The organism is Methanobrevibacter sp. (assembly GCF_017539065.1).
Taxonomy (GTDB): domain Archaea; phylum Methanobacteriota; class Methanobacteria; order Methanobacteriales; family Methanobacteriaceae; genus Methanocatella.
Genome location: NZ_JAFYHP010000012.1, coordinates 118,001 through 144,550, shown reverse-complemented (window position 1 = coordinate 144,550; position 26,550 = coordinate 118,001). Strand labels below are relative to the sequence as shown.

Here is a 26,550-nt window from a genome sequence, read left to right as displayed (position 1 = left end):
ATAACCTTTAATTTTCTTCAGACCTTTCTTCTATTTGTTCCTTTGAACCCAATGAAATTTTATCAAGAACGGATGAACCGTAATAAGGCAAAATCACTAAACCAATTATTGTAGCCATCCAGAATGAAATTAATCTTTCAATAACTGTTGCCGCAGCACTTATTGATGCGGTTATGCCCGCCGCTGAGTAGAAAAGAATCATTATTCCGTCAACAGCTCCAAGACCTCCAGGAAGAAGCGGAATCATACCTACCAAACATGCAACAATGAATACTTCTCCAATTACAAATAGATTTACGTTTGCTCCAAAAGCTAAAAATACGAAATAAACTCTTAAAATCTCAAAAATCCATATTACAAAAGACAATGGCAATGCATAATACATGACATTTTTATTATAGATAACCAGTTTCATAGTGTCTTGAAAACCATGAATCACACCATGGATTTTTTCTTCTAATTCCTCAGAATTTTTCTTATAAAATCTTCTAACAAGACCGATTATCCATCCATCAACCCTTTTTCCAAAACCAGGATTAATTGACATATATATAATTAAAATTAAAAGAGCCACAATAGCTATTACCGCTAAAACCATTATAACAAGTAACCATAAATCCATCTTAAAGGATAAAGCCATCCCTATAATTGTTATAACAGCAAGAACAACAAATGGGAAAGTGTCTAATGCTCTATCAGCTACAACAGTTGCAAATGTTTCTTCCATCAAGTAACCCCCTTCACGAGATAAAAGATATGCCCTAACAGGTTCGCCCCCACCACGTCCAGATGGAGTGATGTTATTAACTGCAAGGCCAACTAAAACCATTGGAAGTAGTTTTTTTATCCCTACATTAATATCAACTAAGTTATTAAGGATTTTCCAACGAAGAGTGTATAAATAATAAGTAAATATTTGCATAGCAATGGCAATGGCAATATATTCCAATTTAGCTATTTCTAAAGCAACAATTACTTTGTCTATGCCTACAAAATATAACATTACAGCCAATATAAGAATACTTATCCCAAAGAAAAATACCATTTTTTTATCCATTATTTATTAGTTTTAAATTCCTATTACTTATAAATTTATATAGAATTTTATTCAAATTTTAGAGTAATGAGGTACATTACAAAAACAGACTTATTAATTGTTGCAAGAAATTCAGGATACCTAATGATAGGAATAGGGATTATGTGCCTGATTCCAATATTAGTTGATTTAATTTATTTTGAATTCAATTTAGTTAGTTTTCTCATTCCTGGATTAATTTCAATATTATTAGGTATTTTTGAATTAAGATATTTCGAGGAGGATGTAAATAAAAAAATGCGCCTTAAACATGGGATGATGGTTTCATCATTTGCATGGTTTTGGGCAGGCATAATCGGAGGACTTGTTATTGTACTTGCAACAGGAATCCCACTTGTTGATGGAATTTTTGAAAGCGTATCCGCTTTAACAGGTACCGGAATAACAATTTTTACAAATGTTGAAGGTTTACCTCATAGTATCTTATTTTTTAGAGCTCTTGAACAATGGATTGGTGGTTTAGGGGTTGTTGTTATGGTGATTGGAGTTTTGACAAAACCCGGATCAGTATCCTCAAAATTATATCAATCTGAAGCACGTGAAGAGCGTATTAAACCTAGTATTAAAACCACCCTTGAAAAAACAATGAAAATTTACATTATTTATACTGTAATCGGAATTACATTGTATATCCTTGCAGGAATGCCTGTTTTTGACTCCATTTGCAATACTTTTTGTATCATTTCTACCGGAGGAATGAATGTTAAAAATGCGAATATGGGATTTTATCAGAGCGATGTAATTTACTTTATTACAATCGTATTGATGATATTAGGTGCAACAAGCTTTTTAGTCCATTATAAAGTTATTAAAACAAAAGGAAAGTCTTTACTTGATGATTTACAATTTAAAATAATCATCACAGTTATTGCAGGCGTAACTTTAATGCTCTATTTTGTTTCAAACATTGTTCCGATGGAGTTATTATTCACAGTTGTGTCAGTAATGACAACAACCGGTGCTAGTGTGGCACCTACTCAAGCAATGGCAGGTTGGCCTAGTTTTGTTATAATATGTTTAATGTGTTTAATGCTGACTGGAGGTTCAAACGGATCTACAGTAGGTGCAATTAAGCTTGTACGTATGATTACATTCTTTAAAGGAATTTATAGACATATTAGGGAAATTTTATCACCTGAAGGTAGAGTGGTTGCTGTAAAATTGCATGGACATAAAATCCCTGAAAAATCCATAGCACAGGCAGGAAGTTATATAACACTGTATATGATGTTTATAATGTTTACTTGGGGATTATTCTGTTTATTTGGTTATGACCCATTTAGAAGTTTGTTTGCTGCAATGTCATTGCAGGGAAATAACGGTTTAGAGCTTGGAATAATTGATTACACCTTAAATCCAATAATTAAAATAGTTAGTATGTTTGATATGTGGACTGGAAGGTTAGAAATATACCCAGTATTAATTACATTAAGAGCATTTTTCGAAATATTTAAAAGATAGATTTATATTATCATAAAATAAATATTGATTATTAATTATTTGAGGGTGATTTTGTGTATGCAATTATTATGGGAGGAGGCCGTGTTGGCCGTGCTCTTGCGAATTTATTGATTGATAGTGGTGCTGACATTACTTTAATCGAAAGTGATGAAGCATTATGTAATGAAGTCGCAGCAGATTTAGATGCGCTCGTTATTCATGGAAATGGGACAAGTTCTAAACTACTTGAAGAAACAAATATCGAAGACGCAGATTGTTTTATTGCAACAACTGGAAATGACGAAGCAAATTTACTTTCATGCATCTTAGTTAGAAAATATGATGTTGAAACCATTGTTGCTCGTGTAAGTAACCCTGATCACGAAGAAGCATTTAAAGAAGTAGGGATTGATAAAGTAATAAGTCCCGAAATAAGTGCTGCAAGAGATTTAGCGCAATATGTAACAAATCCAAGAGTATCAAAATTAACCACCCTTGGCGAAGGAGATGCAGAAATTATTGAAATGACAATAACAAATAAAAAGGTTGTTGGAAAACGTTTTAAGGACATTTCCCCTACAAAAGACTACATAATTGTTGCTACTTATAAAAAAGGCAAATTGATCATTCCACAACCTGATGATACAATAAACCTTGGGGAAAAAGTATCATTACTTCTTAAACGAGGAACTTTAAAAAAGGTTTCTAAAAAATTAGAGAATTGAATAAGACATTTTAATATGCTCTTTTCCAATTCCTTCAACTATTGGACCGTGTCCAGGATAGATGTTTTTAACATCTAATTCCATTAATTTTTTAACACTGTTTTTCATGTCTTGATAATCGCCACCAATATCCATTCTGCCAACACCGCCGCCAGCAAATATTGTGTCTCCGCTAATTAAGTTTTTACCATCCCAAAGACATATTCCCCCACTAGTATGTCCCGGAGTATGGATTACTTCAAAATCGGCAATTTTGTCCCCTTCTTCTAATTCAATATCTACTCTTGAGTTATCAGCATTTTCAAATGCTGAAATAGAAGTGCCTAAAGAATCTTCATTTTTAATTGAAATTGCATCTAATTTATGAACTGCAATTTTAGCATCCGGGAAGAAATGATTCCCTCCAATATGGTCAAAATGACAATGAGTATTAACAACAAATTCAATATCTTCCGGTTCAACTCCATTTTCACGAAGTTTTGAGAATAAATAATCTTTATTATGGCCCGCACCAGTATCAACTAAAATATTATCATTGATTAAATAACAATTTGAATCATAATTAAAACCTATTATAAAAACAATTGAGCTCATGAAAGATAATATAATCTAGAAAGTAATTAAAAGTTTTGAAAAGAAGTTTGTATAAAAATGGGGTCATAGGGATTTGAACCCCAATCCGGGGATGTCTCTTGCCTCAGTACTCCAATTGTTCATCACAACAAGTACTGTTCAGTTACGCGTATAATTTCTTCAAAGACAACTGGAGTCCCCGATGCTGCCAGGTTACACCATAACCCCACATAACATACATAATTAGTTACATTTTAATGATATATAAATATTTGCAATTATTCAAATTTCATTTGTTTATCAATGCCCGCTATTTCATCAATTTCAAAGCCTTTTTCTAATGCATAATCCTTTTCGACCTTATAATTTCCGTTTTTAGTTCTAGGAGTAGCATTAGGTTCTAAAAATAGCCATTTTGTGTATTTAAATCTAACACCAATATATGGTTTAGCTCCAAAAATTTTTGAAAATTCGCAAAGGGAAGTGATTTGTTCTTCTTCTATGTAAATCTTATCTTTGGTAGTTGTCTTAACTTCAATAGCCAAATATATCTTACCATTTCCAGCTATAACATCAGGTAAAGGTCTTTTAGTAGCCCCTCCAGAAGCCGGAGCGCGCATAGCAGCAAAATTCCTTTCCCATAATTTATGTACCAAATCCCTTTCTTCAGCAGATCCTTTTTTAGCCATATTAACACTCAATTAAAATATCTGAATTTGACCATATATAAATAAAATGAGAGAGCATTTGAAAAGTAATATGAAAAAAATAGTTTTATAAATGGGGCCGGAGCCGAGATTCGAACCCGAGTCCCGGGATCCACAGTCCCGGAGGATGACCACCTACCCTACCCCGGCATTTATAATAAACAAATGAAAAAAAATTGTTAAAGTGCGGGAGCAGGGATTTGAACCCTGGTAGACCTGCGTCAACAGGTCCTAAGCCTGTCCCCTTTGGCCTCTCGGGCACCCCCGCTTAATAAAAACAAAGGATACATAGAAACCATTAAAAATCTTAACAAATTTTTTTAGAATGCTCCGGCCGGGATTCGAACCCGAGTCTTCGGCTCGAAAGGCCGAAATGATTGGCCGGACTACACCACCGGAGCAGATATACAAATAACGTTTTTATTACCATGGGCCCAATGGGGTTCGAACCCATGACCTTCCGGTTATGAGCCGGACGCTCTACCTGGCTAAGCTATGGGCCCAAAAGCGCCATCGACAGGGCTCGAACCTGTGACCAATCGGTTAACAGCCGAACGCTCTACCTACTGAGCTACGATGGCATGAGACACCCATCTAACTTAACCAAATAAAACCCATGATTAAAAATCAAAAGACTTTAAACAGTAATAATAGTTATTATTGGTATAGTATATAAAGGTTTTGATTATTTTAAATTTTTCATGAAAAAACAATGAATGCAATAATTTTTAATTACTATTATTATATAAACTTTAAAGAGCAAATATACAAGTATGGATTCCAACATATTTGACCAAATTAAAAAAGCTAATGATGTCACTTTAAAAAATCATGGCAATTTAATTACTCTTGAAAGAGCAGTATTTTTATCATGGTGGTGTGATAAAGGAGATTGCGCCTTCTGTTACATGTCTACACAAAAAGAAAAAATAAAAGATCCAACAAAAGCAAGACGAAACATTTCAAATATTTATGCAGAAGCTGAAATGTGCAAACGTCTTGACTGGAATATAGAATTTTTATCAGGAGGATACAAATCATTTACAACACAAGAAATTAAAAATATTGCCTCAACTATAAAAGATATTACCGGAGAGGGAGTTTGGTTAAATACAGGAATCACAGATGATTTAGACCAATACGATGATGAAATCACAGGAATTACTGGTGCGGTTGAAGTTGCTAATCCTGAAATCCATAATAGAGTTTGTCCTTCTAAAAAATTAGAAGACATCAGTAATATGCTAGATGTTGCTGGAGATTTAGGATTTAAAAAAGCAATCACAATAATTTTAGGGCTAGGAGAAACACTAGATGACGTTCAGTATATAATAGATTACATTAAAGAGCATCAAATTGATAGAGTTATTTTTTATTCTCTTAATCCCCACAAGGAAACAATCTATGCTAACTCTTCACAGCCGGCCTCACTTTATTATGCCCAAGTTGTATCCCAAGTAAGACTAGCTTTCCCCGATATTGAAATAATATGCGGAACTTGGATTGATAATCTTGCAAACATTGGCATATTAATTTTAAGTGGAGCTAATGGAATTACAAAATTCCCATTATTTAAAATGTTTGGAACTAAATACGGGAAAAGAGTTGAAGAGGAAGTTAAATGGGCTGGAAGAGAATTAAAAGGAACATTTACTGATAAAACCAAGTTAGGTCCTGAACAAAGTGAAATTTCACCAGACTTAGACAAATTTATCAAACGATATGTTAAAGAATCTTTAAAAAATAAATATTAAATTATAACTAATATATTAATAATAAAAACAATTATTGAAAAAAGGTGTAATAATGACATCGAAAGTAGGAGTTATTGGTGCTGGTTCTTTAGGTACAGCAATTTCACAAACAATCAGTGAAAATGTAAATCAATTATTATTACATGTGAGAAAACAGGATTTATGTGATGATATTAACAATACAGGATATAATACACATTACTATCCTAATCAGAAATTAAACGAAAACATTAAAGCGACCACAAATTTAAATGATTTAAGCGATTGTGAAATTATATTTTTAGCAATTCCGTCATCTGCATTTAGAGATACTTTAAAAAATTTAAAAGATGTGATTGATGAGGATACCATTCTTGTTACAACTGCAAAAGGGATTGAATATCCTTCTTTAAAAACTATGGGGGATTTAATATCTGAATACTTTAATGAGAATTATGTAGTATTATCCGGACCTAATTTTGCGTCTGAAATAATGTTAAATCAGCCTACTGTGACAAATATCGCATCAAGAAAGGCTGAAAATTCACAAAAAGTTAAAGAAGTGCTAACCACTAAATATTTCAAAGTTAAAATTATCAATGATATCAGAGGAATTGAACTTTGTGGTGTTTTAAAAAATATTAATGCAATAGCTAACGGAATATGTGAAGGAATGAATATTAACGAAAATGCAAGATACGGTATCTTAACAAAAAGTTTTAAAGATACAATTAAAATTATTGAAGCATTCGGAGGAGTTTCAGATACCGCACATGAATACTGTGGATTTGGAGATTTAATTTTAACATCAACCTCCTCTGAAAGTAGAAATCATACACTTGGAATCTTATATGGTCAACGATTAATTATCGATGAAGCAGCAAGTGGAATTGTATTTGAAGGTAAAAATTCTATTAGAGCAGTTAAAGATATCTGTTCCAATAACCACATTGACAGCGATATTGTAAATTTTGTTTATGATGTAATTATTGAAAGAATGACTCCTATTAAAGCATTTAATACTTTATGGGAGAACATAAAATGGTGATAATATGATTGGAGTAATTTTATCAGCGGGAATGGGTACAAGATTAATGCCCCTCACAAAAGACATTCCAAAACCATTACTTGAAGTAAATGGAATGACTTTACTTGAAAGAATGATGAAAAACTTAATGAACGAAGACATTAAGGATTTTGTAGTGATTGTTGGATACAATAAGGAAAAAGTAATTGAATTAGCTCCTAAATTAGAGGAAAAATATTCAATTAACATCAAAATCTTGGAAAATGAAAAATACGATGTTACAAACACCTCTGTCTCCACATACATTGCGAGTAAATATATTGAAGAGAACCAAGCAGATGATTTTATATTAATCAATGGAGACAATGTAGTTGATCCAGAAATTATCACAAGGATAGCTGAAAGAGAAAATACTAGTTTAATTGTAGATAATTATAAAGACCTTAATGAAGAATCCTTTAAACTGATTATTGAAAATGAAACATTTAATGAAGATAAAACAATAGCTAATGGAACCATTAAAGAAATTGGAAAAGGAATTGACATTCCAAGTTCTACTGGTGAATTTATTGGTGTTTCAAAAGTCGCTGAAAAAGACATTTCAAAATTCAATGAAATTCTTGAAGGTTTAATGGACGAAGATAAACAAAATTATTACGATTTTGCATACAAGACATTAAGTAATATTAGTCCAATAGACTACGTTTTAACAAATGGTCTCAAATGGACTGAAATTGATGACCATAACGATTGGAATCAAGCCCAAAAGTTAATTGATGAATTTGAAAATTAATTCATTAATTTTATTTCTTTTTTTATTCTTTAAAATCTTTGCAAAAACACCTATTTTTAACAAATATTTATAAATTGAAATAAACAGATATAATGATAATATAAAAATTATCCTAAAAGGGAGGAATTATTATTAGTGACGATGTCGATATGATGTGTGGACTTGAAATCCACGTTCAATTAGAAACTCAATCAAAATTATTCTGTGATTGCCCTACAAATTATCAAGATGCACCAATTAACACAAACATCTGTCCAGTTTGTCTTAATCAACCGGGTGCAAAACCACATCCTACAAATGAAAAAGCATTAGAAAATGCATTAATGATTGCTTTAATGCTCAACTGTGAAATAGACCAAGATGTTACATATTTTATGAGAAAACACTACGATTATCCTGATTTACCATCCGGTTATCAAAGAACTTCTGTTCCAATTGGATTCAATGGCGAATTAAATGGAATCAGAATAAGAGAAATTCACGTTGAAGAAGATCCTGGTCAATTCAAACCTGACAGGGGTACAGTGAACTTCAACCGTTCAGGAATTCCATTAGTGGAAATTGTAACCGAACCTGATATAAAATCTCCTGAAGAAGCAAGAAACTTCTTAAAAGAATTGATTCGTGTTTTACAATATAGTGGTGCTGCTCGTGGTGAAGGTACAATGAGAGCAGACGTAAACATTTCCATCAATGGAGGAAACAGGGTTGAAATGAAAAACATCAACTCCATTAAAGGAGCTTACAAATCATTGAATTTCGAACTAATCAGACAAAAGAATCTTGTGAAAAGAGGAGTTGAAGTTAAACAGGAAACTCGTGCATACCTTGAATCTCAAATGATTACTGTTGGAATGAGAATGAAAGAGGATGCTGATGATTATAGATTCATTACCGATCCTGACCTGCCACCGATGCAGATTTCTGATGAAACTATACAAAAAGTTTTAGACATAATGCCTGAAGCTCCTCACAACAAAGTGAAAAGATTTGTGAAAGAATACGGTATTGATGAAGAGTCCGCTAAGGTATTAACTTCCGAACTTGATTTGGCAATTGCATATGAAGAAGTTGCAAAAGAAGTTGACCCAATATTTGCTGCTAAATGGATGAGAGACGAACTCAAAAGAGTATTATCTTATAACAAATTAGACTTCGCAGATAGTGGAATTACTGTCAGTGATTTGGTAGAATACTTGAAAATGATTGAATCAAAAGAAATCACCGCCAAAGCAGCTCATAAAATTATTGAACAAATGCCAAATAATGATAAATCACCTAAAGAAATTGCTGAAGAGTTAGGTTTATTAGGTGTTGTCAACGAAGACGAAGTATTGGCTGCAGTAAAACAGGCAATTGAAGAAAATCCAAAAGCAGTTGATGATTACTTATCCGGTCAAAAAGCTTCCCTTAACTTCTTAGTTGGACAAGTAATGAGAATAACTCGTGGAAAAGCCGACCCTGGTGAGACTGTAAAGCTTTTAAGAGAAAACATCGAATAGGAGGGATAACATGGGGAAAAAATCTTTTGTAAAAGATTATATGACAAAAAATGTCATCTATGTTTCTCCGGATACTGAAACTGAAAGAGTTATAGAAATTATGAAAGAAAGCCGCCACAACAGTTATCCTGTAGTTGAAAATGACAAACTTGTTGGAATGGTAACTGCATTCGATGTCGTCTCAAAAGAATGGGCGGATAAGGTTTCAGGAATAATGAGTACAAACCTAGTTGTCGCTAATCAGAATTTATCAATTAATGATGCATCTAGAGTAATGTTTAGAAAAGGGATTTCCAGAATGCCTGTCGTCGATTCGAATGGATCTTTAGTTGGTTTAATTACAAATACAGATATGGTCAGGTCCCATATTGAAAGGTCCACTCCAAATAAAGTAGAGTACTTTAAAAAGACTATGGAGCAATTATATGGTATTAAAACAACTTTGAAACATATGCCCGTGGATACTGATAAATTAAGACCTACTCAGGATAAGGTTTATGCCGATGAACTTGAAGGCAGAGCATATGAATTAGAAAAAGGGTTAGCTGAGCCAGCAATTGTTGTAAAAACTGGCGATAGATGGATTTTAGTTGACGGCCATCACAGAGCCGTAGCTTCAGTACAAAAAGGATATAAAACCATTGATTCATATGTTGTTGATTTAGGTCAAGACATCAGATTAGGTATGGAAAAAACCGCAGATAAAGCGGGAATCAAGACTTTCGACGATATTGAAATCATTGATTATGATAAACACCCCTTGATTGCACTTACAGAAAGCATGCAAGACCAAGAAGCTAAAGGTGACAATAAATGAGTGATGACAAAATCATTAGAGAGGTTTATGAAGTATTGGAGTCAAGAAGGGATAATCCAATAGATTCATACACTTCCAACATTATGAAAGACAGCGATAAAAAAGCAGAGGACAAAATACTTGAAAAAATAGCTGAAGAAGCTGGAGAAGTATTAATTGCATCTAAAAACGATGAAAATTTAGTTTATGAATCTGTTGATTTAATCTTTCATACATTATTGCTTCTAGTTTACAAAGGTGTAGAACTCGATGAAATTTATAAAGAGTTTGCTAGGAGACGAAAATAAGTAAAAATATATTAATAGATTTAAACATAATTTAGTTAATTCAAAAAAATTGGTTATTAAAATGTTCGATACATTTTCTGAAAAAAAGTTTTTACTAACTGAGTTAGTCAAAAAGAATCTGACTGCAAAGTACAAGGATTCCGTCTTAGGAATCCTTTGGAGTTTTTTCAACCCATTATTAACAATGCTGGTTTTTACAGCAGTATTTTCCATGTTATTCGGTAAAAATGTTGTAAACTATCCGGTTTATTATTTAGCAGGAAGAGTCATATTTGATTTTTATAATCATGGTACTAAAGGTGCAATGAATTCTATCAGGAAAAACGCACGTTTGCTTAAAAAGATATATGTGCCTCGTTCCATGTTCCCAGTCAGTTCAATATGTTATGAATTTGTAAACTTTTTAATTTCCTTTGTAATATTATTTGGTGTTATGCTACTTACTGGTGCACCATTCCACTTTACACTAGTATATGCGATTATACCAATTTTTTTAGTAATTATATTAATATTTGGTGTTGGATTGATCCTTGCAGTCTGTAACACTTATTTCACAGATATCGGATACCTATACAATGTATTCACATTAGTATTATTATATGCATCCGCATTGTTCTATCCAATCGAAATCGTTCCAACCAAGTTCCAGATAATATTTTCACTGAATCCTGTTTATTGTGCAATGACCTGTGTCAGACAGTGTGTTTATGGAGTTGCGCCAAGTTTCTCTACAATGCTATACATTGGAGTATTTGCATTGACAACACTTGGAATCGGACTTTTGATGTTTAATATTTATGGTAAGAAATTAACTTTAGAATTATAGATAAGGAGGAATATAATGGGCATAAGAAATATAATCGATAAAATATTCAACAATACCTCAATTAACTATAATTCCGCCTTAGAATCTGGCGTTGCGATTAAGGTAGAACATTTAACAATGGAATTTAAAGTTTCCAATGATAAAATCGATACCATAAAAGAGTACGTAATCAGAACCATAAAACGTAATAAAGGAGAGACAAAAACAGTCAAAGTCCTTGATGACATTTCCTTTACAGTCAATAGAGGAGAAAAATTAGGAATTCTAGGTTTTAATGGAGCAGGAAAGAGTACTTTGCTCAGAATCATTGCCGGAATTTATGAACCTACAGAAGGAGACATTACCATTAATGGTAAAATTGCTCCATTGCTCGAATTAAGTGCTGGTTTTGATAAAAACTACTCTGGAAAAGATAATATTTATTTAAATGGTGCCTTACTCAGTATGGATAAGGAATACCTTGATTCAAAATACGATGAAATCGTTGAATACTCCGAACTCGGAGATTACATTAATTTCCCGGTTAAAAACTATTCTAAAGGTATGAAAGCGAAATTAGGATTTTCAATAGCTACCCTTATTGATCCGGATATCTTGATTATCGATGAGATTTTATCAGTTGGAGATATCAAATTCAGGAAAAAGAGTGGTGAAAAGATTAATGAGATGATGGCTGAAGGAGTAACTGTTCTTTTAGTGTCCCACTCCATCAACCAAGTCAGAAGAATATGCGACAGATGCATTTGGATTGACAACGGTAAACTAATCATGGAAGGTCCAGCTGATGAAGTCTGCGATGCCTATGTTGAAGATGCTAATTATGCAAGAATCAAAAAAGAAAAGAAAATGAAACGTAAATTGAGGAAGAAATATGGATAAAAGATGGTTTGGAATACTAGTCATTTTAATAGCTGGAATAGCATGTATGTATCTAATTGTCGATTCATCAACCACTGTTGGAAAAGCTGTTACAGTCGCTGATGAGATGACAATAACATTGCCTAGTGGATTTAATTTACTGAAAAACAAGGATAATTTTGTAAGTTTATTAGACCATCAAAATCATACCGCCAACATTACAATTATGGGTGTTGGAGATAAAGCTTTGAAAGAATTCAATTCAACACTGAAATCGTTTGAAGAAGATAGTGATATTGAAATCAAAGACACAAAACAAAACAGCACTGCAAATATTATCTACTATAAAAACTTAACAACAGATAAAAAGTACACAATGACTTATTTTGTAAAGGATAACCGTACTATTGAATTGAAAATGGATAAGTATAAAAATTGGGAAGATGATTGGAATTTTATAGTTGATACAATACAGCACAACTTTAAACAAAACAAATAGGGAATTAATCTAATTTTAATTCCATATTAAACATTCCTCTTTCAAATTTTCCTATTTTTACTCTTTTTTTATTAAATTCTTTAAAGCCTATTTTTTCATATAATCGTTTAGCACCATGATTCCTAAAATCAGCATCAATTGTGACTCGTTTATAATTTTTAGACCTAGCATAATTAATTACATCACATACTACTTTTCTACCAATGCCCTGTCCTCTTAATTTGGAGTCGATGGCGATTTCCGCCAGATATAAATCCTCTTCTTCAATATCCGCCAAAACAAAATGGTCTAATATATCAACGATCATCAATCTTATTGGCTTTAAATAAAATTTATGGGAGACCTTGGAGGTATAAATCATCAACATTCCGATAATTTCATCATTATCATCTAAAATAACTTTAAAATAATCACCAAGGTCGCGTTTCGGCAAATCCTTAGCGATTTGTTTAACGGCACTTTCTTTTGAGTTATAGAGCATGTCAAATGTCCTAAAGTCAACATCATAAGTCAGCTCGGCAACTTTAGATACCTCGTGTTTGTTAAAATCAAAAGTCTCATATCTCATTTAATCACTATTTACAATTGTTAAAGCAAAAACAGCTGCTCCAAATCCATTATCGATATTAACAACCGCTATTCCTGGCGCACATGATTGAAGCATTGAATCCAACGCCACTCTTCCGCCTTCACCAACACCATAACCCACAGATGTTGGAACGGCAATAACCGGCACATCTACAAGGCCTGCTACAACTGACGGCAGAGCCCCTTCCATTCCTGCACAAACAATGAATGCCCTTACTCCTTCACTGACCATGTGGGCAATTTGTGGAAACAGCCTATGGATTCCTGCAACTCCAATATCATAAGAGGTAATTACTTCACAACCGCCTTCTTCGAGAATGACTTTTGCCTCTTCTGCTATATTTATATCTGATGTTCCGGCAGTCATAATTCCGATTTTTGCAATTGGATCTTTTTCAACAATCTCTTTTCTTATAATTAAAATTTGAGCCCTTTTGTTATAATCAAAAATATATGAGCTTTCACCCAAATCATCAATGATTTTTTCATAACGTTCAGGGGATAATTTTGTAACGATTAAATCTTCATCACTTCTTTTAAGATAATTCCTTATTATTGTGAGTAAATCCTCATAATCTTTACCTAGCGAGAATACGGCTTCTGGAAAACCTGTCCTATCACATCTTTTAGCATCAAACTTAGCAATATCATCAAACTCCAAAATATTATTGGCTTTTAGAAGTTGCTCAGCTTCTGCAATATCAAGTTCCCCACTTACCAATCTTTCAAGAATATCTTTCATAATATAATATTTAAGATAAAATTATATAAAATTTAACTTATAATATTATAATTTAATGAATGCTTTAATGATTTTAACTCAAGGAATTGTCCAAGGCGTAGGATTTAGACCATATGTATATAGGTTAGCCGTGGATTTAAATCTCAAAGGCCATGTCAGAAATCTTGGAAATGTGGTTGAAATCATTATCGAAGGCGAAAATACTTCCGAGTTTGTTAAAAGACTTCCTGAAGAATTACCTCCAATTGCCAAGATAGATTCAATGGAAGTTAGCGAAATTGAAGTTGAAAATTATTCTGATTTTGAAATAATCGAAAGTGGAGATAGCTATTCTGGTGTTAGTGTAATACCTCCAGATATTGCAATCTGTGATAAATGCCTAGCTGAAATTAGAAATCCGAAAGACAGGCGTTATAAATACCCGTTTAATGCTTGTACTGACTGCGGACCGAGATTTACTGTTATTGAAAGTGTACCATATGACCGTGAGCGAACTTCAATGGAAGATTTCCCTTTATGTGATGACTGTCTTGTAGAGTACAAACAACCGCTTGACAGACGTTATCATGGTGAGGCAATATGCTGCAATGATTGCGGACCTCAAATGGCAATTTACAAAGGCGATGATAAATTAGATGTGGAAAATCCTATTAAAAAGGGTGCAGAAATCCTTAAAGATGGAGAAATCCTTGCAATCAAAGGAATTGGTGGAACACATCTTGTTGTTGATGCATATAATGATGATGCAGTTAAAGAGTTAAGAAAACGTTTGAACCGTCCGAACCAGGCATTTGCAGTAATGTGCAAAGACCTGGAAAGCCTTAAAAAATATGCTCAATTGACAGAAAAAGAAATCGACACCATCACATCAAATAAAAGACCTATTGTGATTTTAAAGAAAAATGACGGTTACAGATTCCCTGAATCATTATCCCCTGGCCTTCACAATATTGGAGTAATGCTTCCCTATTCCCCAATGCATTATTTACTCTTTGATGAAGGGGATATTGACACTTATGTAATGACTTCTGCTAATATCCCTGGCGAACCGATGATGATTGAAAACGAAGAAATCATCAATGGAGTTAATGATTACTCACTTGTTCACAATCGCAGAATCTTAAATAGATGCGATGATTCAGTTATTAGATTTAGAAATAATGAATTATCATTTATTAGGCGTTCACGGGGATATACTCCGGAACCATATACAATCAATTATGACGTTAACGATTTGGATGTGCTTGCATTAGGCCCTGAACTTGATGTGACATTCTCAATAGCCAGAGGAGATAAAGTATACCCTTCACAGCATATTGGAAATACAAATAAACCAAAAACATTAATGTTTTTAAGAAAGGCCATTGAAAATATGGAGCGCATTACCAAAATCAATGAATTTGATGTTATTGCTTGTGATATGCATCCGCACTTTTTTACTACACGTTTAGCACATGAATTGGCTGAAAAATATGATGCGGAAGTTTTGCCTGTGCAGCACCATCATGCACATACCGTAGCACTTGCAAATGACCATGGAATAGATGAACTTATTAGCATTTCCGCTGATGGAGTGGGTTACGGCAGTGACGGAACAAGTTGGGGTGGAGAAATCCTATATACCGATATCAGCTCATTCGAAAGAATGGGCCATCTAGAACCTCAATTGATGCCTGGAGGGGATGTCGCAACCAAATATCCTGCAAGAATGCTTGCAAGTATCTTAAAAGATGATGATTTAATCAAACATTATTACGATTACTTCAAATATGGTGAAATCGAAATCAGAAACATCAAAAAGCAAATCGATGCCGGAATCAATGTGGGAATCACTACAAGTACCGGCAGAGTCCTTGATTCAATGGCAGTGGCATTGGAAATCTGTCATGAACGTACTTATGAAGGGGAATGTTCAATGAAACTTGAATCCGCCGCATATTATACCACCAAGAAATTGGAGATTCCTGTGATTATTGAAGACAACCAATTGAACACCACCGAGATTTTACGTGAAGTCGTTAGATTATATCAAAATGGGGAGAAAAAGGCAGATGTTGCAGCTGCAGGCCAAATTGCAGTTGCAAGCGGTTTGAGCGAGCTTGCAATTCAAGCAGCGAACAAGAAAGGCATTCAAGATATTGGAGCAACTGGTGGAGTATTCTACAACGAAGCCATAACCGATTGCGTCAAAAACATTGTTGAAAATGAAGGCTTTAATTTCATACAGCATCTGAATACATGCGCTGGAGACGGATCCGTATCTTTAGGCCAAAGCATTGTTGCTAAAAAAAGTAAAAAAAGTGTTTGAAAAGTAATTTCAAACAAATTATCTATTTTTAATGGTTCTCTCAAGTATATATTCAGCTCTTTCTAAGAGATTGCCATATAATCTGATTTGATTTTTCAACTCGTCAATCGCTTCGAGTTGTCCATCATCGATTCTTTTCTCGATATCTAGTAATTTTGACCATTCATCTCCGGATGGCAGCTGCAAGGTATTGAGCATGTCGTCTGTGAATCTTACATCAAAGTTGTTCCTGTTAATGGTAATGTGGATGTTGACTTCGTTTTGCAAATCGTAGTATTTACGTGGACGACCTCTTAAAATCTTTTTGTAAGAAGAATTTAGTATACCTATATCTTCCATAGCACGCAAGTGCGCAATAATAGCTTTTTGACCAATGTCAAGTTCATTGGAGATTTCACTAACAAACATAGGTTCTTCCCTTAAAAGATTTATAATATCTCTTCTAGTCTTACAACCCATTACATCAAGGATATCTTCCACATCAATGTCATCGACCGGGTCATTGTAAGGTCCTCTGATTTCTATATGACCGTGAGCCGCATTGGCATTTCTGCGGGGTTTTTCATTTTTCTCAATGTCGTTTGTATTAGTCATGTTTATACATTATGTATCGAAACCTTTATATAACTTTTTGTTACTATAATAATGTAAGAGAAAGATAACTTTTGGTTACTTTAATATTTGGTCGCGAAAAACTTAAAGTAATAGCTCTTAAATGATGAACCATTTTCCTATATGTCCATAAATTCCCAAACACCAATATTAAAAAACTAAAAGTCCATATTCTCGGTTAAGAGTTATTACATAGGTTTTTCCAATAACCTCGAAAAGGTGTAACTATGACTGATGAAAATAAAGGCGAAACTGAAGTTGAAACCACTGATATTCAAGAAAAATATGATGAACTTCTTGAAGAGTTAGCTTCAAAAGATGAAGAGATTGAAAAACTCAAAAAGGATCTCGAAAAATCTGAAGAAGAGACTCAAGAATACATCGCACTATCACAAAGACTTCAAGCAGATTTCGAAAATTTCAAAAAAATTACCGATAAAAGAAATAAAGACCTGATTAAATTCGCAAATGAAAATGTTTTAAAATCATTTCTAGATTGCTACGAAGACTTCGGTAGAGCTTTAGAAACTGAAAAAGATGAAGATTTGAGAAAAGGTGTGGAACTTATATATAATAAATTTAGTGACATTCTTGCAAAAGAAGGAGTAAAAGAAATACCTGCAAAAGGTGAAAAATTCGACTTAAACAAACATGAAGCGTTAATGGTTCAGGAATCCGACGAAGTTGAAAACGGATACATCATCGAAGAATTGATGAAAGGCTACATGTACAAGGATAAAGTTCTAAAATATTCAAAAGTTATAGTTTGTAAAAAATAATGTTTATTAATTAATCTATTAAAAAAAAATAAAGGTGATAATTTATGTCTGACGCTAAAAAAGAAAAAATTATTGGAATTGACTTAGGTACAAGTAACTCTGCAGCATCCGTGCTTGTAGGAGGAAAACCAACTACAATCCCATCTGCAGAAGGTGCAAGTCAATATGGTAAATCATTCCCAAGTTATGTTGCATTTACCGAAGACGGTCAAATGTTAGTTGGTGAACCAGCAAGAAGACAAGCAGTAACCAACCCAGAAAACACTATCAGTGCAATCAAAAGAAGTATGGGTACTGACCACAAAGTTACTGTAAACGGAAAACAATACTCCCCACAAGAGATTTCCGCATTCATCCTACAAAAAATCAAAAAAGATGCAGAAACCTTCCTTGGAGAACCTATTGAAAAAGCTGTAATTACCGTACCTGCATACTTTGACGACAACCAAAGGACTGCAACAAAAGACGCAGGAACAATTGCAGGATTAGATGTTGTAAGACTTGTAAACGAACCAACCGCAGCAAGCCTCGCATATGGTCTTGACAAAGCTGATGAAGAAGACATGAATATTATGGTATATGACTTAGGTGGAGGTACCTTAGACGTAACTATCATGGAATTCGGTGGAGGAGTATTTGAAGTAAGATCTACCAGTGGGGACACCCAACTCGGTGGTACCGATATGGACAACGTTTTAATCAAATACTTAGCTGATGAGTTCAAAGCACAAGAAGGTATTGACTTAATGGACAATGACCAAGCAGTACAAAGATTAAGAGAAGCTGCTGAAAAAGCAAAAATCGAATTGTCCACTACTACAACCACTGAAGTAAACCTACCATTCATCGCAATGGGAACTGATGGAACTCCTAAAAACTTAATTATCTCACTTACTAGAGCTAAATTAGAAGAGCTCGTTGATTCAATTGTCGAAAAATCAGGTAAACCAATGCAACAAGCTTTAGATGATGCAAAAATGAGCAAATCTGAAATTGATAAAATCATCTTAGTTGGTGGACCTACCAGAATGCCAATCGTGCAAAAATTCGTTGAAAAATTCATAGGCAAACCAGTTGAACGTGGTATTGACCCAATGGAATGTGTATCTATGGGTGCGGCTATTCAAGGAGGAGTATTAGCTGGTGAAATTAAAGACATCGTATTGTTAGACGTAACTCCATTATCCTTAGGTATCGAAACCTTAGGTGGAGTATCAACCACTTTAATTGACAGAAACACTACAATCCCTACCAAGAAAAGCCAAATTTTCTCCACAGCTGCTGATAATCAACCTTCAGTAGACATTAATGTTTTACAAGGGGAAAGAAAAATGGCAGCAGACAACACTTCACTTGGACGTTTCCAACTTGTAGGTATTCCACCTGCACCAAGAGGCGTTCCACAAATTGAAGTAACCTTTGATATTGATGCAAACGGTATTATTAATGTAACTGCTAAAGATAAAGGAACTGGTAAAGAACAAGCAATTACCATTACCTCATCTACTAAATTATCCGATGAGGAAATCGAACAAAAAATCAAAGAAGCAGAAATGAATGCTGAAGCAGATGCAAAAAGACAAGAAGAAATTGAAATCAGAAATACTGCAGACTCATTAATTTACACTTCAGAAAAAACCTTAGATGAACTCAAAGATCAAGTATCTGAAGATGAAAAAACTAAAGTCGAAGGACTTGTAGCTGAATTAAGAGAACTCATAGCTGGCGATGACGTTGATGCCATTAAAGCAAAGTCTGATGAACTTTCAAATGCAGTTCAAGAAATTAGTGTAAGAATTTACCAACAAGCACAAGCAGAAGCACAAGCTCAACAACAAGCTGGAGCTGACCCTAATGCTGGTGCTAATGACGGCGATGATGACACAATCGATGCAGACTATGAAGTAAAAGACGATTAGATTAAATAATAAAGTTTTATTTATTGTTGGGTTAAAACAAAATCAGAATCAGAATCAAAAAAGTTAAACTAACAATTAAAATAAAACTATTATTTATTCTATTATTATTTTTTTAAGGTGAAGAAATGGCAGACAAGCGAGATTATTATGAAGTTCTAGGTGTAGATAAAAACGCCGATGAGAAAACAATTAAAAAAGCTTATCGTAAATTAGCCAGACAATACCATCCGGACGTTTGTGATGAACCCGATGCAGAAGATAAGTTTAAAGAAGTAAGTGAAGCTTACGCTGTCTTGTCTGATGATGAAAAACGTCAAAGATATGATCAATTCGGTCATGCTGGAATGGATGGATTTACAGCAGAAGACTTCTATCAAAATGTAAACTTCGAAGACATATTCCAAGGATTCGATATTGGAAACATATTTGATATGTTTGGATTTGGAGGGGGAACACGTTCAAGAGCTAGAACCGGTCCTCAAAGAGGTTCTGACATTTACACTGAGGTTCCAATTACACTTGAAGAAGCATTTAACGGTTGTGAAAAAGAAATCAAAATCACACGAAGTGAATTATGCCCAACATGCCACGGCTCAAAATCAAAACCTGGAAGTGAACCGGAAACATGCAGCGCATGTGGCGGAACCGGACAGATTAAAGAAGTCAGCAACACTTTCCTAGGTCAAATGGTGAATGTGCGTGCATGCAGGCAATGTAGCGGAACAGGTAAAATCATTACCGACCCATGTGATGACTGCCATGGAAAAGGAAGCAAAAGAAAAACAAAAACAATTAAAATCGAAATTCCTGAAGGAGTCAATGAAGGCAACCATTTAAGAGTTTCCGGTGAAGGAAACTGTGGTGAAAGAGCTGGTCTTGAAGGAGATTTGATTGTAACCGTACATATAAAAAGACATAAACAATTCACCCGTGAAGGGGATCACCTATACATGGAACAGCAAATCAGCTTCCCGCAAGCGGCATTGGGTGATGTTGTAAGCATCCCGACCATTGAGGGGAAAGAGGTTGAATTCAAGATTGCACCTGGAACACAAAGCGGAACAGTTTTCAAATTAAGAGGCCAAGGAATGAACTCCGTAAGGCACAACGGTAGAGGAAACTTGTATGTGACTGTTAATGTTGTTGTTCCGAAAAAATTAAATCAAAAACAAAAAGACTTACTTAATCAATTCGCTGAAATAAGCGGAGATGAAATTCAACACGTTGAAAGAGGCATCTTCGACAGGGTCAAAGATGCAATGAAGTAGATTAGTTTTTACTAATTTACTTTCCACCCATTTTCTTATTTTTAGAGTCAATTAAATTAATAGTTAAAACTTTTTTTAATGAAATAATTAATTGATAATTTGATAATTCTTAATCCTCTTTGTTAAAAAATATATTCCATTTATTGTGAGGTATATGGATTGGATAAAATTTATTCAAGATTAAAATTTTAGTAAGAATTACTGATTTTTGTGATTAATCTAATATGCAAATAACGAAAGGAATGTGATTAATTGAGTAATTTGCATTAAAAAATAAAAAAAAGTAATAGAGATTGAAAATCCCTATTTTTTGATTTTAATTGTGTTTTTAATAGTGCATCCACCATAACTAGATGAAACAGTATACTTGCCTACTTTTAAATTCTTAAGAGTGAGAGTGGCTACACCTTTTTTATTGGTTTTAGCGGTGTACTTTTTATTTTTGATTTTAAAAGTGATTTTTTTCTTATTCAAGGCTTTTCCGTTTTTATTCACCAACTTAACTGAGAATTTAATCTTTTTAGCTTTTTTCTTGGAAATATTTTTAGCAGTTAAAGTAGGTTTAATAACAATTTTATTAGATACCTTTTGACCATTATACTCTGCAGTTATAGTATAGGTGCCTACGTTTTTAACAGAATAAGAAACATAACCATTAGCATTAGTTTTAAGATTGACCACTTTATTGTTTACCTTAATAGCAATAGGTTTATTTGCTCCAAGATAATTTCCGTTTTTATCTGCAATCCTAATTTTATATGTAACAGTATTTCCAAAGTAGACCTCAGCATTTTTATTTTCACTAATAGGTGCAACAACAGTTACTTTACCACTGACTGATCCTGCAGCATAATTAGTATCCTTTGCGGATGAAATTGAAACGCTTTGTGCACCTACACTAGCTGACGGCAATATGATTTGCCCATTAGCATTAGTTTTGAGATTCTGAGTTTTGCCGCCAATTTTTACAACAACATCCTTATTTGCAACAGCAAGACCGTTGTTATCAACAATTGTTGCCAATATTCCTCCATATCCAACTTTAGAACTTAAAGTTATAGTGATTGGAGCAATATCTATAATTGTTAAAATACCAGTATTATTAGTTAATGCATAATATTCTGATTCCTGAACAATTGCAGTAACAGTAGTTATTTTGCCGAAGTAACCTTCAAATCCTTTATCTATAAAGTAAGTTATAGTAGCTACACCATTTGAATCAGTGGTGGCAGTACCCCATGCTTGTCTATTTCCAGTATCATAATTATAAAATTTAACAGTCAACCCGCTTACAGGCTTTCCTAAACCATTTGTAATTTTTGCTGTAAATTTACCTCTGATACCGTCTTTCACTGAAACATCACTAACTAAAACATTTAGATTTCCTTTAATAACAGTTAACCCATAACTATCAAAAGTTGTGGTTTTGAAATCAGGCTTATATAGAATGGCTTTAATAATATATTGCGCATCTACACTTGGGTAAGATTCATCAATTTGATAATTCAAAATTGCTTTTCCGTCTGAAACTGTAACATTTCCGATGTTATTGTCATCTCCATCATAGAAACAGACAATTGCTCCATCTAGTGAGATTCCATCTGGATTTTGAACCCTTAGAACAATATCTCCAGAACATAAGTATGGGATTTGAACATCATCAATTGCTCCAGTAACCATATATGCATAATTATCTTTCACATTATTTCCAGAAGTTCCGTTAATTGCTGCTGTTGAGTTTCCTTTTTCAGACTTTAAGTAATTATCTTCAATTGTGTTTCCAACACCATCAATATTAATTGCAAATCCTTTTTGAGAGGTAATATTATTTGATTTGATAATATTGTTAGTTGCATTTCCAGACAAGTAAATTCCAGCATTTCCACTGCCTAAAGAGTCATGATCAGTGAATGAAACTTCTTCACCATTACCATTGGCTAAAATATCATTATTTGCGATATTATTGTTACTGCCTGAGAAAACCATTCCATAAACTTGTTTTCCATTAGCTTGAATATTATTGTTTTCTATGATATTGTTATCAGAATTAAAACCTTCAATTCCATAAGCCACTTCAGAATTTAATGTGAAATGATTGTTTTCAATTATTGAAACATCTGATCCTTCTAAATTAATACCATATGTGACACCGGAAGTAATATTTACGATATTGCCTATGATAATTGTCTCTTCAGATTCATCGCCTACAATTATTCCAGTTGTAGCATATGGCCCAGTTAACTTTATATTATTTCCAACGAATTGATTATTAGATGCACCTTGGCCTGCTGGAGCAGTGTGTCCAGTTTTATATCCTAAAACGCCTACACCATAAATATAGTTATCATTACCAGTTACAAGCACATTATTATTTGAAACTGTGTTATTGTGACTGTTATAATATATATCAATACCGACAATTGAATTTTCAGAACCATTAATTCCAATTGTTGGATAAACTTTATCTAATTTGGATGTAACTGACACATTATTGCCTGAAACTTCATTGAATGAAGAATATAATAATAAAATTCCATAAGTCCTGTAAATTTCAGGAACCATATGGTTTGTTTTACCATACGAAGTTCCGCCGACAACAAGTTCATTACCGTCAAGACAGTATACTTTTCCATCGATGCAGATTACATCGCCATCTAAACAGTAGGTTACGCCATCGATGCAGATAGTGCTTCCATCAATGCAATAAGTCTCATTTCCAATAGTTACATTATTATTCACGATAGGATACCTTTCACCATTATAAACAAGCTCATTACCATCAATACAAACAACACTGCCATCCAAACAATAAGTTACACCATCAATACAAACAGTATTGCCGTCAATACAATAAACATTTCCATCAATGCAAACAGTATTGTTTGCTGAAATGTTATATCTCACACCATCTACAATGAGTGCGCCACTACCGTCGAGACAATAAACCTTACCATCAATGCAAACCTCATTGCCGTCAATACAATAAGTTACGCCATCGATGCAGATAGTGCTTCCATCAATGCAATAAGTCTCATTTCCAATAGTTACATTATTATTCACGATAGGATACCTTTCACCATTATAAACAAGCTCATTACCATCAATACATACAACACTGCCATCCAAACAATAAGTTACACCATCAATACAAACAGTATTGCCGTCAATACAATAAACATTTCCATCAATGCAAACAGTATTGTTTGATGAGACAGTATAGTTGACTCCATTAACAATTAACACATCGCCATCTAAACAATAAACCTTACCGTCGATACAAACCTCGTTCCCATCAATGCAGTAAGTTACGCCGTCAATACAAACAGTATTGCCGTCTACACATACTTCAGTACCATTAACGTTATATACAGTGCCCTCAATAGAACTTTCAGGGGAATATCTGTATCGTTCACCAGTTCCAAGAGTATTAATTGTATTATTTGCGAAAATACAATCTTCAGAGGAATAAGCTAATAAAGTATATGTCAAGAAATTACCTTCAGAGATAAGAGTATTATTAATGACTTCCACATAACTAGATTCCAAAACATAAATAGCATATGCTGCATTTGGATCTGTAACATTAATTTTATTGCCGATTATTTTAACACCCTGAGCTTGATTTACATAAATTCCCCATGCATTTAATCTTTCAGTGTTTTTATTTATGATAGTTATATTCTCTATCCAAACTCCACCAGAAGTTACTTTTAATGTTGAATTTAAGAATTTTGCATTATTTCCTATTATCTTAATAGCCTTGTTGACATAAATTACTTCATTAGAGAATGTTCCTTGGAATTTCAATATAACTCCATCTTGTACTTCGCCTATTAAATTACCATTCGGATTAATATAATTTCTAATATTATCTGGAGTTATTGTATAAGTTTTACTTTCATTATAACTATAAGAAGGTTTGCTGTCATCATATATTCCAGATGGCCCCTTTATTTTTTTACCATGAACAACATTACTTTCAATTATTCCAGTACCCTCTTCAACATCACTTGCATCAATAGCATATTCATTAGAAGTTATTATATCATTAAAGGTAATGGTTACATTTGAAGGCATTCTTTTTGAGCTTATCTTTTCAATTAATATGCCGATACCGGAACCACTATTAATATTATTTTTGGTAACTAACAAGCCAGAGCCGTCATCTTTTTCGTGAATGCCAACACCACTTTCAGTAGAGATATTGTTATTCCTAACAATTACATTATACCCCGCAGCAGAAATACCCATTCCTAAATATTTAACATCTATATCATTATTTTCAACAACGGAATTATCAATAACAGCGATTGCAGAACCTGTAGATACAATTTTTGCATTAACAATATGATTGTTGGTTATAATTGAATATGCGGAACCTACAATTGCATTTTCACCACCAATTTCAACATTATTGTTATTATAATCCGCACCAGTTAAATTAACAATCCAATTCTCTGTGATAGTATTATGGACGCCTGCTGTAGAAATCCCTCTATAAGCTCCAATAATCTTATTAGATTTGATATTGTTATATCCTCCCATTACTTGAATAGCATAACTCCAAGATGTTGGAAGAACATTGTATTTTATAGTGTTATTGTAAATGATATTGAAATTGGAATCTCCTCCAGTTATAGGTCCCCCACTGTAACTAGACAAATAAATTGCATTTGCATCATCTACTTGCAAATCATTGCTAGCAATATAATTATTATGAGAACCTGAAACTAGCAATGTTGGAGTGGAACGAGTACCATGACCATAATCTGCACCAGATGTTTTTAAATTATTGCCGGTGACATTATTATAATTAGCACCATTCGCTAAACAAATCGGATAAGATGATTTACCTTTATTGACAATAGTACAATCTTTAATTACACAATTGCTTGCACTATTTAGAAAAATACCATAACTCATATCCACATTATTTGTAATCTTCAAATTAGAAATAGAACTTCCAGAAGCCCCATTTAAAAAAGTAAATACTGAATTAGACATTGAATTGGAAGATTCACCAATGACTGTCACTGTTTTATTAAAAATGAAATTCTTATTTGAAAAAGACCCTGAAAATTTAATTGTGTCGCCTGATTTAACATTATCCTTTAAATTTCCATTAGCATCAAAATAATTTCCATAATTACTTTCAGATACAGAATATTCACTAGCTGATATTTCATCTGAAATATCGCATACTTCAATTGTATCTAAATTATTTTCGCTAGTCAAATTCATATCTGCATCCTCTGTTGCGCCAATGGCCGTTATAGATATGAAAAGTAGCAATAAAATTAATAAAATATTTAATTTCTTTAACATAATTTACCTCTCAAATTAAATTAAAAAGTAATTTTAAAATATTTATTAAAAAATACCTTAATAATTATCTAATATATTAATACTTATGAAAATAAAGTATATTTAAAAATTACTAAAAAAAGAAAA

General features: G+C 33.3%; 22 protein-coding genes and 6 tRNA genes. 15 read left to right on the top strand and 13 right to left on the bottom strand.

The genetic code is table 11. From position 1 onward, the window contains the following. Positions 1-7: 7 nt before the first annotated feature. A complete protein-coding gene (locus tag IKS50_RS02780; protein WP_292844988.1) occupies positions 8-1,057 on the bottom strand; it encodes a UPF0104 family protein in 1,050 nt (349 codons plus the stop codon). A 66-nt stretch (positions 1,058-1,123) separates the two neighbouring features. Here IKS50_RS02780 and IKS50_RS02775 point away from each other — a divergent pair, with 66 nt between their 5' ends. Together IKS50_RS02775 and IKS50_RS02770 are read left to right on the top strand one after the other, a co-directional pair. Continuing rightward, a complete protein-coding gene (locus tag IKS50_RS02775) occupies positions 1,124-2,557 on the top strand; it encodes a TrkH family potassium uptake protein (protein WP_292844985.1) in 1,434 nt (477 codons plus the stop codon). A gap of 53 nt (positions 2,558-2,610) precedes the next feature. Then, positions 2,611-3,261, top strand: a complete 651-nt coding sequence (locus tag IKS50_RS02770; protein ID WP_292844982.1) for a TrkA family potassium uptake protein — start codon at positions 2,611-2,613, stop codon at positions 3,259-3,261. On the opposite strand, the gene IKS50_RS02765 is transcribed toward IKS50_RS02770, so the two are convergent. The 8 genes from IKS50_RS02765 to IKS50_RS02730 form a co-directional block, all read right to left on the bottom strand. Further along, the gene (locus tag IKS50_RS02765; RefSeq protein WP_292844979.1) at positions 3,250-3,855 is read right to left on the bottom strand and encodes an MBL fold metallo-hydrolase; all 606 of its coding nucleotides are present in this window, start codon (positions 3,853-3,855) and stop codon (positions 3,250-3,252) included. The genes IKS50_RS02770 and IKS50_RS02765 overlap by 12 nt on opposite strands. 58 nt (positions 3,856-3,913) lie before the next feature. Continuing rightward, positions 3,914-4,062: transfer RNA gene (locus IKS50_RS02760), tRNA-Trp, on the bottom strand. 50 nt (positions 4,063-4,112) lie between these two features. Further along, positions 4,113-4,523 carry a Holliday junction resolvase Hjc gene (gene hjc, locus IKS50_RS02755; protein WP_292844976.1) on the bottom strand — a complete coding sequence of 137 codons (411 nt, stop codon included), beginning with the start codon at positions 4,521-4,523 and terminating at the stop codon, positions 4,113-4,115. Positions 4,524-4,615: 92 nt separating this feature from the next. Beyond that, a tRNA-His gene (locus tag IKS50_RS02750) sits at positions 4,616-4,691 on the bottom strand. A 35-nt stretch (positions 4,692-4,726) separates the two neighbouring features. Beyond that, positions 4,727-4,809: transfer RNA gene (locus IKS50_RS02745), tRNA-Leu, on the bottom strand. Positions 4,810-4,867: 58 nt separating this feature from the next. Next, positions 4,868-4,942, bottom strand: a tRNA-Glu gene (locus tag IKS50_RS02740). Positions 4,943-4,970: 28 nt separating this feature from the next. Then, a tRNA-Ile gene (locus IKS50_RS02735) sits at positions 4,971-5,044 on the bottom strand. 5 nt (positions 5,045-5,049) lie between these two features. Beyond that, positions 5,050-5,122, bottom strand: a tRNA-Asn gene (locus IKS50_RS02730). A gap of 192 nt (positions 5,123-5,314) precedes the next feature. Here IKS50_RS02730 and IKS50_RS02725 point away from each other — a divergent pair. The 9 genes from IKS50_RS02725 to IKS50_RS02685 all read left to right on the top strand — a co-directional run bounded on the left by IKS50_RS02725 (position 5,315) and on the right by IKS50_RS02685 (position 12,883). Then, positions 5,315-6,295, top strand: a complete 981-nt coding sequence (locus IKS50_RS02725) for a radical SAM protein (protein WP_292844974.1) — start codon at positions 5,315-5,317, stop codon at positions 6,293-6,295. Between the two features lie 52 nt (positions 6,296-6,347). Beyond that, a complete protein-coding gene (locus IKS50_RS02720; protein ID WP_292844972.1) occupies positions 6,348-7,322 on the top strand; it encodes an NAD(P)H-dependent glycerol-3-phosphate dehydrogenase in 975 nt (324 codons plus the stop codon). Between the two features lie 4 nt (positions 7,323-7,326). Then, positions 7,327-8,094 carry a phosphocholine cytidylyltransferase family protein gene (locus IKS50_RS02715; protein WP_292844969.1) on the top strand — a complete coding sequence of 256 codons (768 nt, stop codon included), beginning with the start codon at positions 7,327-7,329 and terminating at the stop codon, positions 8,092-8,094. A 149-nt stretch (positions 8,095-8,243) separates the two neighbouring features. Further along, positions 8,244-9,596, top strand: a complete 1,353-nt coding sequence (gene gatB, locus IKS50_RS02710) for an Asp-tRNA(Asn)/Glu-tRNA(Gln) amidotransferase subunit GatB (RefSeq protein WP_292844966.1) — start codon at positions 8,244-8,246, stop codon at positions 9,594-9,596. A gap of 10 nt (positions 9,597-9,606) precedes the next feature. Then, the gene (locus IKS50_RS02705; RefSeq protein ID WP_292844963.1) at positions 9,607-10,413 is read left to right on the top strand and encodes a CBS domain-containing protein; all 807 of its coding nucleotides are present in this window, start codon (positions 9,607-9,609) and stop codon (positions 10,411-10,413) included. Beyond that, entirely contained in the window at positions 10,410-10,700 is a 291-nt protein-coding gene (hisE, locus tag IKS50_RS02700; RefSeq protein WP_292844960.1) for a phosphoribosyl-ATP diphosphatase, read from the top strand. The genes IKS50_RS02705 and hisE overlap by 4 nt, the downstream gene beginning before the upstream one ends. A 61-nt stretch (positions 10,701-10,761) precedes the next feature. Then, a complete protein-coding gene (locus IKS50_RS02695) occupies positions 10,762-11,526 on the top strand; it encodes an ABC transporter permease (RefSeq protein WP_292844957.1) in 765 nt (254 codons plus the stop codon). Positions 11,527-11,541: 15 nt separating this feature from the next. Then, positions 11,542-12,405, top strand: a complete 864-nt coding sequence (locus IKS50_RS02690) for an ABC transporter ATP-binding protein (RefSeq protein WP_292844954.1) — start codon at positions 11,542-11,544, stop codon at positions 12,403-12,405. Next, entirely contained in the window at positions 12,398-12,883 is a 486-nt protein-coding gene (locus tag IKS50_RS02685; RefSeq protein WP_292844951.1) for a hypothetical protein, read from the top strand. The genes IKS50_RS02690 and IKS50_RS02685 overlap by 8 nt, the downstream gene beginning before the upstream one ends. Before the next feature lie 4 nt (positions 12,884-12,887). Here the strand turns inward: IKS50_RS02685 and IKS50_RS02680 are convergent, their stop codons facing one another. Further along, entirely contained in the window at positions 12,888-13,451 is a 564-nt protein-coding gene (locus IKS50_RS02680; RefSeq protein WP_292844948.1) for a GNAT family N-acetyltransferase, read from the bottom strand. Beyond that, positions 13,452-14,213, bottom strand: coding sequence for a nickel pincer cofactor biosynthesis protein LarB (larB, locus tag IKS50_RS02675; RefSeq protein ID WP_292844945.1), 762 nt, complete (start codon positions 14,211-14,213; stop codon positions 13,452-13,454). A gap of 55 nt (positions 14,214-14,268) precedes the next feature. On the opposite strand from larB, the gene hypF reads away from it, so the two are divergent. Further along, positions 14,269-16,521, top strand: a complete 2,253-nt coding sequence (gene hypF / locus IKS50_RS02670; protein ID WP_292844942.1) for a carbamoyltransferase HypF — start codon at positions 14,269-14,271, stop codon at positions 16,519-16,521. 18 nt (positions 16,522-16,539) lie between these two features. On the opposite strand, the gene IKS50_RS02665 is transcribed toward hypF, so the two are convergent. After that, the gene (locus IKS50_RS02665) at positions 16,540-17,115 is read right to left on the bottom strand and encodes an ArsR family transcriptional regulator (RefSeq protein ID WP_292844939.1); all 576 of its coding nucleotides are present in this window, start codon (positions 17,113-17,115) and stop codon (positions 16,540-16,542) included. A gap of 245 nt (positions 17,116-17,360) precedes the next feature. Here IKS50_RS02665 and grpE point away from each other — a divergent pair, with 245 nt between their 5' ends. The 3 genes from grpE to dnaJ all read left to right on the top strand — a co-directional run bounded on the left by grpE (position 17,361) and on the right by dnaJ (position 21,099). After that, positions 17,361-17,912 carry a nucleotide exchange factor GrpE gene (gene grpE / locus IKS50_RS02660; protein ID WP_292844936.1) on the top strand — a complete coding sequence of 184 codons (552 nt, stop codon included), beginning with the start codon at positions 17,361-17,363 and terminating at the stop codon, positions 17,910-17,912. A 44-nt stretch (positions 17,913-17,956) separates the two neighbouring features. Next, on the top strand, positions 17,957-19,831 hold the full coding sequence (dnaK, locus tag IKS50_RS02655) for a molecular chaperone DnaK (RefSeq protein WP_292844933.1): 1,875 nt from the start codon (positions 17,957-17,959) through the stop codon (positions 19,829-19,831). Positions 19,832-19,956: 125 nt separating this feature from the next. Continuing rightward, positions 19,957-21,099, top strand: coding sequence for a molecular chaperone DnaJ (dnaJ, locus tag IKS50_RS02650; RefSeq protein ID WP_292844930.1), 1,143 nt, complete (start codon positions 19,957-19,959; stop codon positions 21,097-21,099). Between the two features lie 303 nt (positions 21,100-21,402). On the opposite strand, the gene IKS50_RS02645 is transcribed toward dnaJ, so the two are convergent. Further along, a complete protein-coding gene (locus IKS50_RS02645; protein ID WP_292844927.1) occupies positions 21,403-26,424 on the bottom strand; it encodes a right-handed parallel beta-helix repeat-containing protein in 5,022 nt (1,673 codons plus the stop codon). Between the last annotated feature and the right edge of the window lie 126 nt (positions 26,425-26,550).

Coding starts and splice junctions, on each gene's coding strand:
- hisE (WP_292844960.1), top strand. CDS start 10,410: ATGAGTGATGACAAAATCATTAGAGAGGTTTATGAAGTATTGGAGTCA.
- hjc (WP_292844976.1), bottom strand. CDS start 4,523: ATGGCTAAAAAAGGATCTGCTGAAGAAAGGGATTTGGTACATAAATTA.
- IKS50_RS02775 (WP_292844985.1), top strand. CDS start 1,124: ATGAGGTACATTACAAAAACAGACTTATTAATTGTTGCAAGAAATTCA.
- grpE (WP_292844936.1), top strand. CDS start 17,361: ATGACTGATGAAAATAAAGGCGAAACTGAAGTTGAAACCACTGATATT.
- IKS50_RS02720 (WP_292844972.1), top strand. CDS start 6,348: ATGACATCGAAAGTAGGAGTTATTGGTGCTGGTTCTTTAGGTACAGCA.
- dnaK (WP_292844933.1), top strand. CDS start 17,957: ATGTCTGACGCTAAAAAAGAAAAAATTATTGGAATTGACTTAGGTACA.
- IKS50_RS02780 (WP_292844988.1), bottom strand. CDS start 1,057: ATGGATAAAAAAATGGTATTTTTCTTTGGGATAAGTATTCTTATATTG.
- IKS50_RS02695 (WP_292844957.1), top strand. CDS start 10,762: ATGTTCGATACATTTTCTGAAAAAAAGTTTTTACTAACTGAGTTAGTC.
- IKS50_RS02765 (WP_292844979.1), bottom strand. CDS start 3,855: ATGAGCTCAATTGTTTTTATAATAGGTTTTAATTATGATTCAAATTGT.
- IKS50_RS02725 (WP_292844974.1), top strand. CDS start 5,315: ATGGATTCCAACATATTTGACCAAATTAAAAAAGCTAATGATGTCACT.
- IKS50_RS02690 (WP_292844954.1), top strand. CDS start 11,542: ATGGGCATAAGAAATATAATCGATAAAATATTCAACAATACCTCAATT.
- dnaJ (WP_292844930.1), top strand. CDS start 19,957: ATGGCAGACAAGCGAGATTATTATGAAGTTCTAGGTGTAGATAAAAAC.
- gatB (WP_292844966.1), top strand. CDS start 8,244: ATGATGTGTGGACTTGAAATCCACGTTCAATTAGAAACTCAATCAAAA.
- IKS50_RS02680 (WP_292844948.1), bottom strand. CDS start 13,451: ATGAGATATGAGACTTTTGATTTTAACAAACACGAGGTATCTAAAGTT.
- larB (WP_292844945.1), bottom strand. CDS start 14,213: ATGAAAGATATTCTTGAAAGATTGGTAAGTGGGGAACTTGATATTGCA.
- IKS50_RS02645 (WP_292844927.1), bottom strand. CDS start 26,424: ATGTTAAAGAAATTAAATATTTTATTAATTTTATTGCTACTTTTCATA.
- IKS50_RS02715 (WP_292844969.1), top strand. CDS start 7,327: ATGATTGGAGTAATTTTATCAGCGGGAATGGGTACAAGATTAATGCCC.
- hypF (WP_292844942.1), top strand. CDS start 14,269: ATGAATGCTTTAATGATTTTAACTCAAGGAATTGTCCAAGGCGTAGGA.
- IKS50_RS02665 (WP_292844939.1), bottom strand. CDS start 17,115: ATGACTAATACAAACGACATTGAGAAAAATGAAAAACCCCGCAGAAAT.
- IKS50_RS02705 (WP_292844963.1), top strand. CDS start 9,607: ATGGGGAAAAAATCTTTTGTAAAAGATTATATGACAAAAAATGTCATC.
- IKS50_RS02685 (WP_292844951.1), top strand. CDS start 12,398: ATGGATAAAAGATGGTTTGGAATACTAGTCATTTTAATAGCTGGAATA.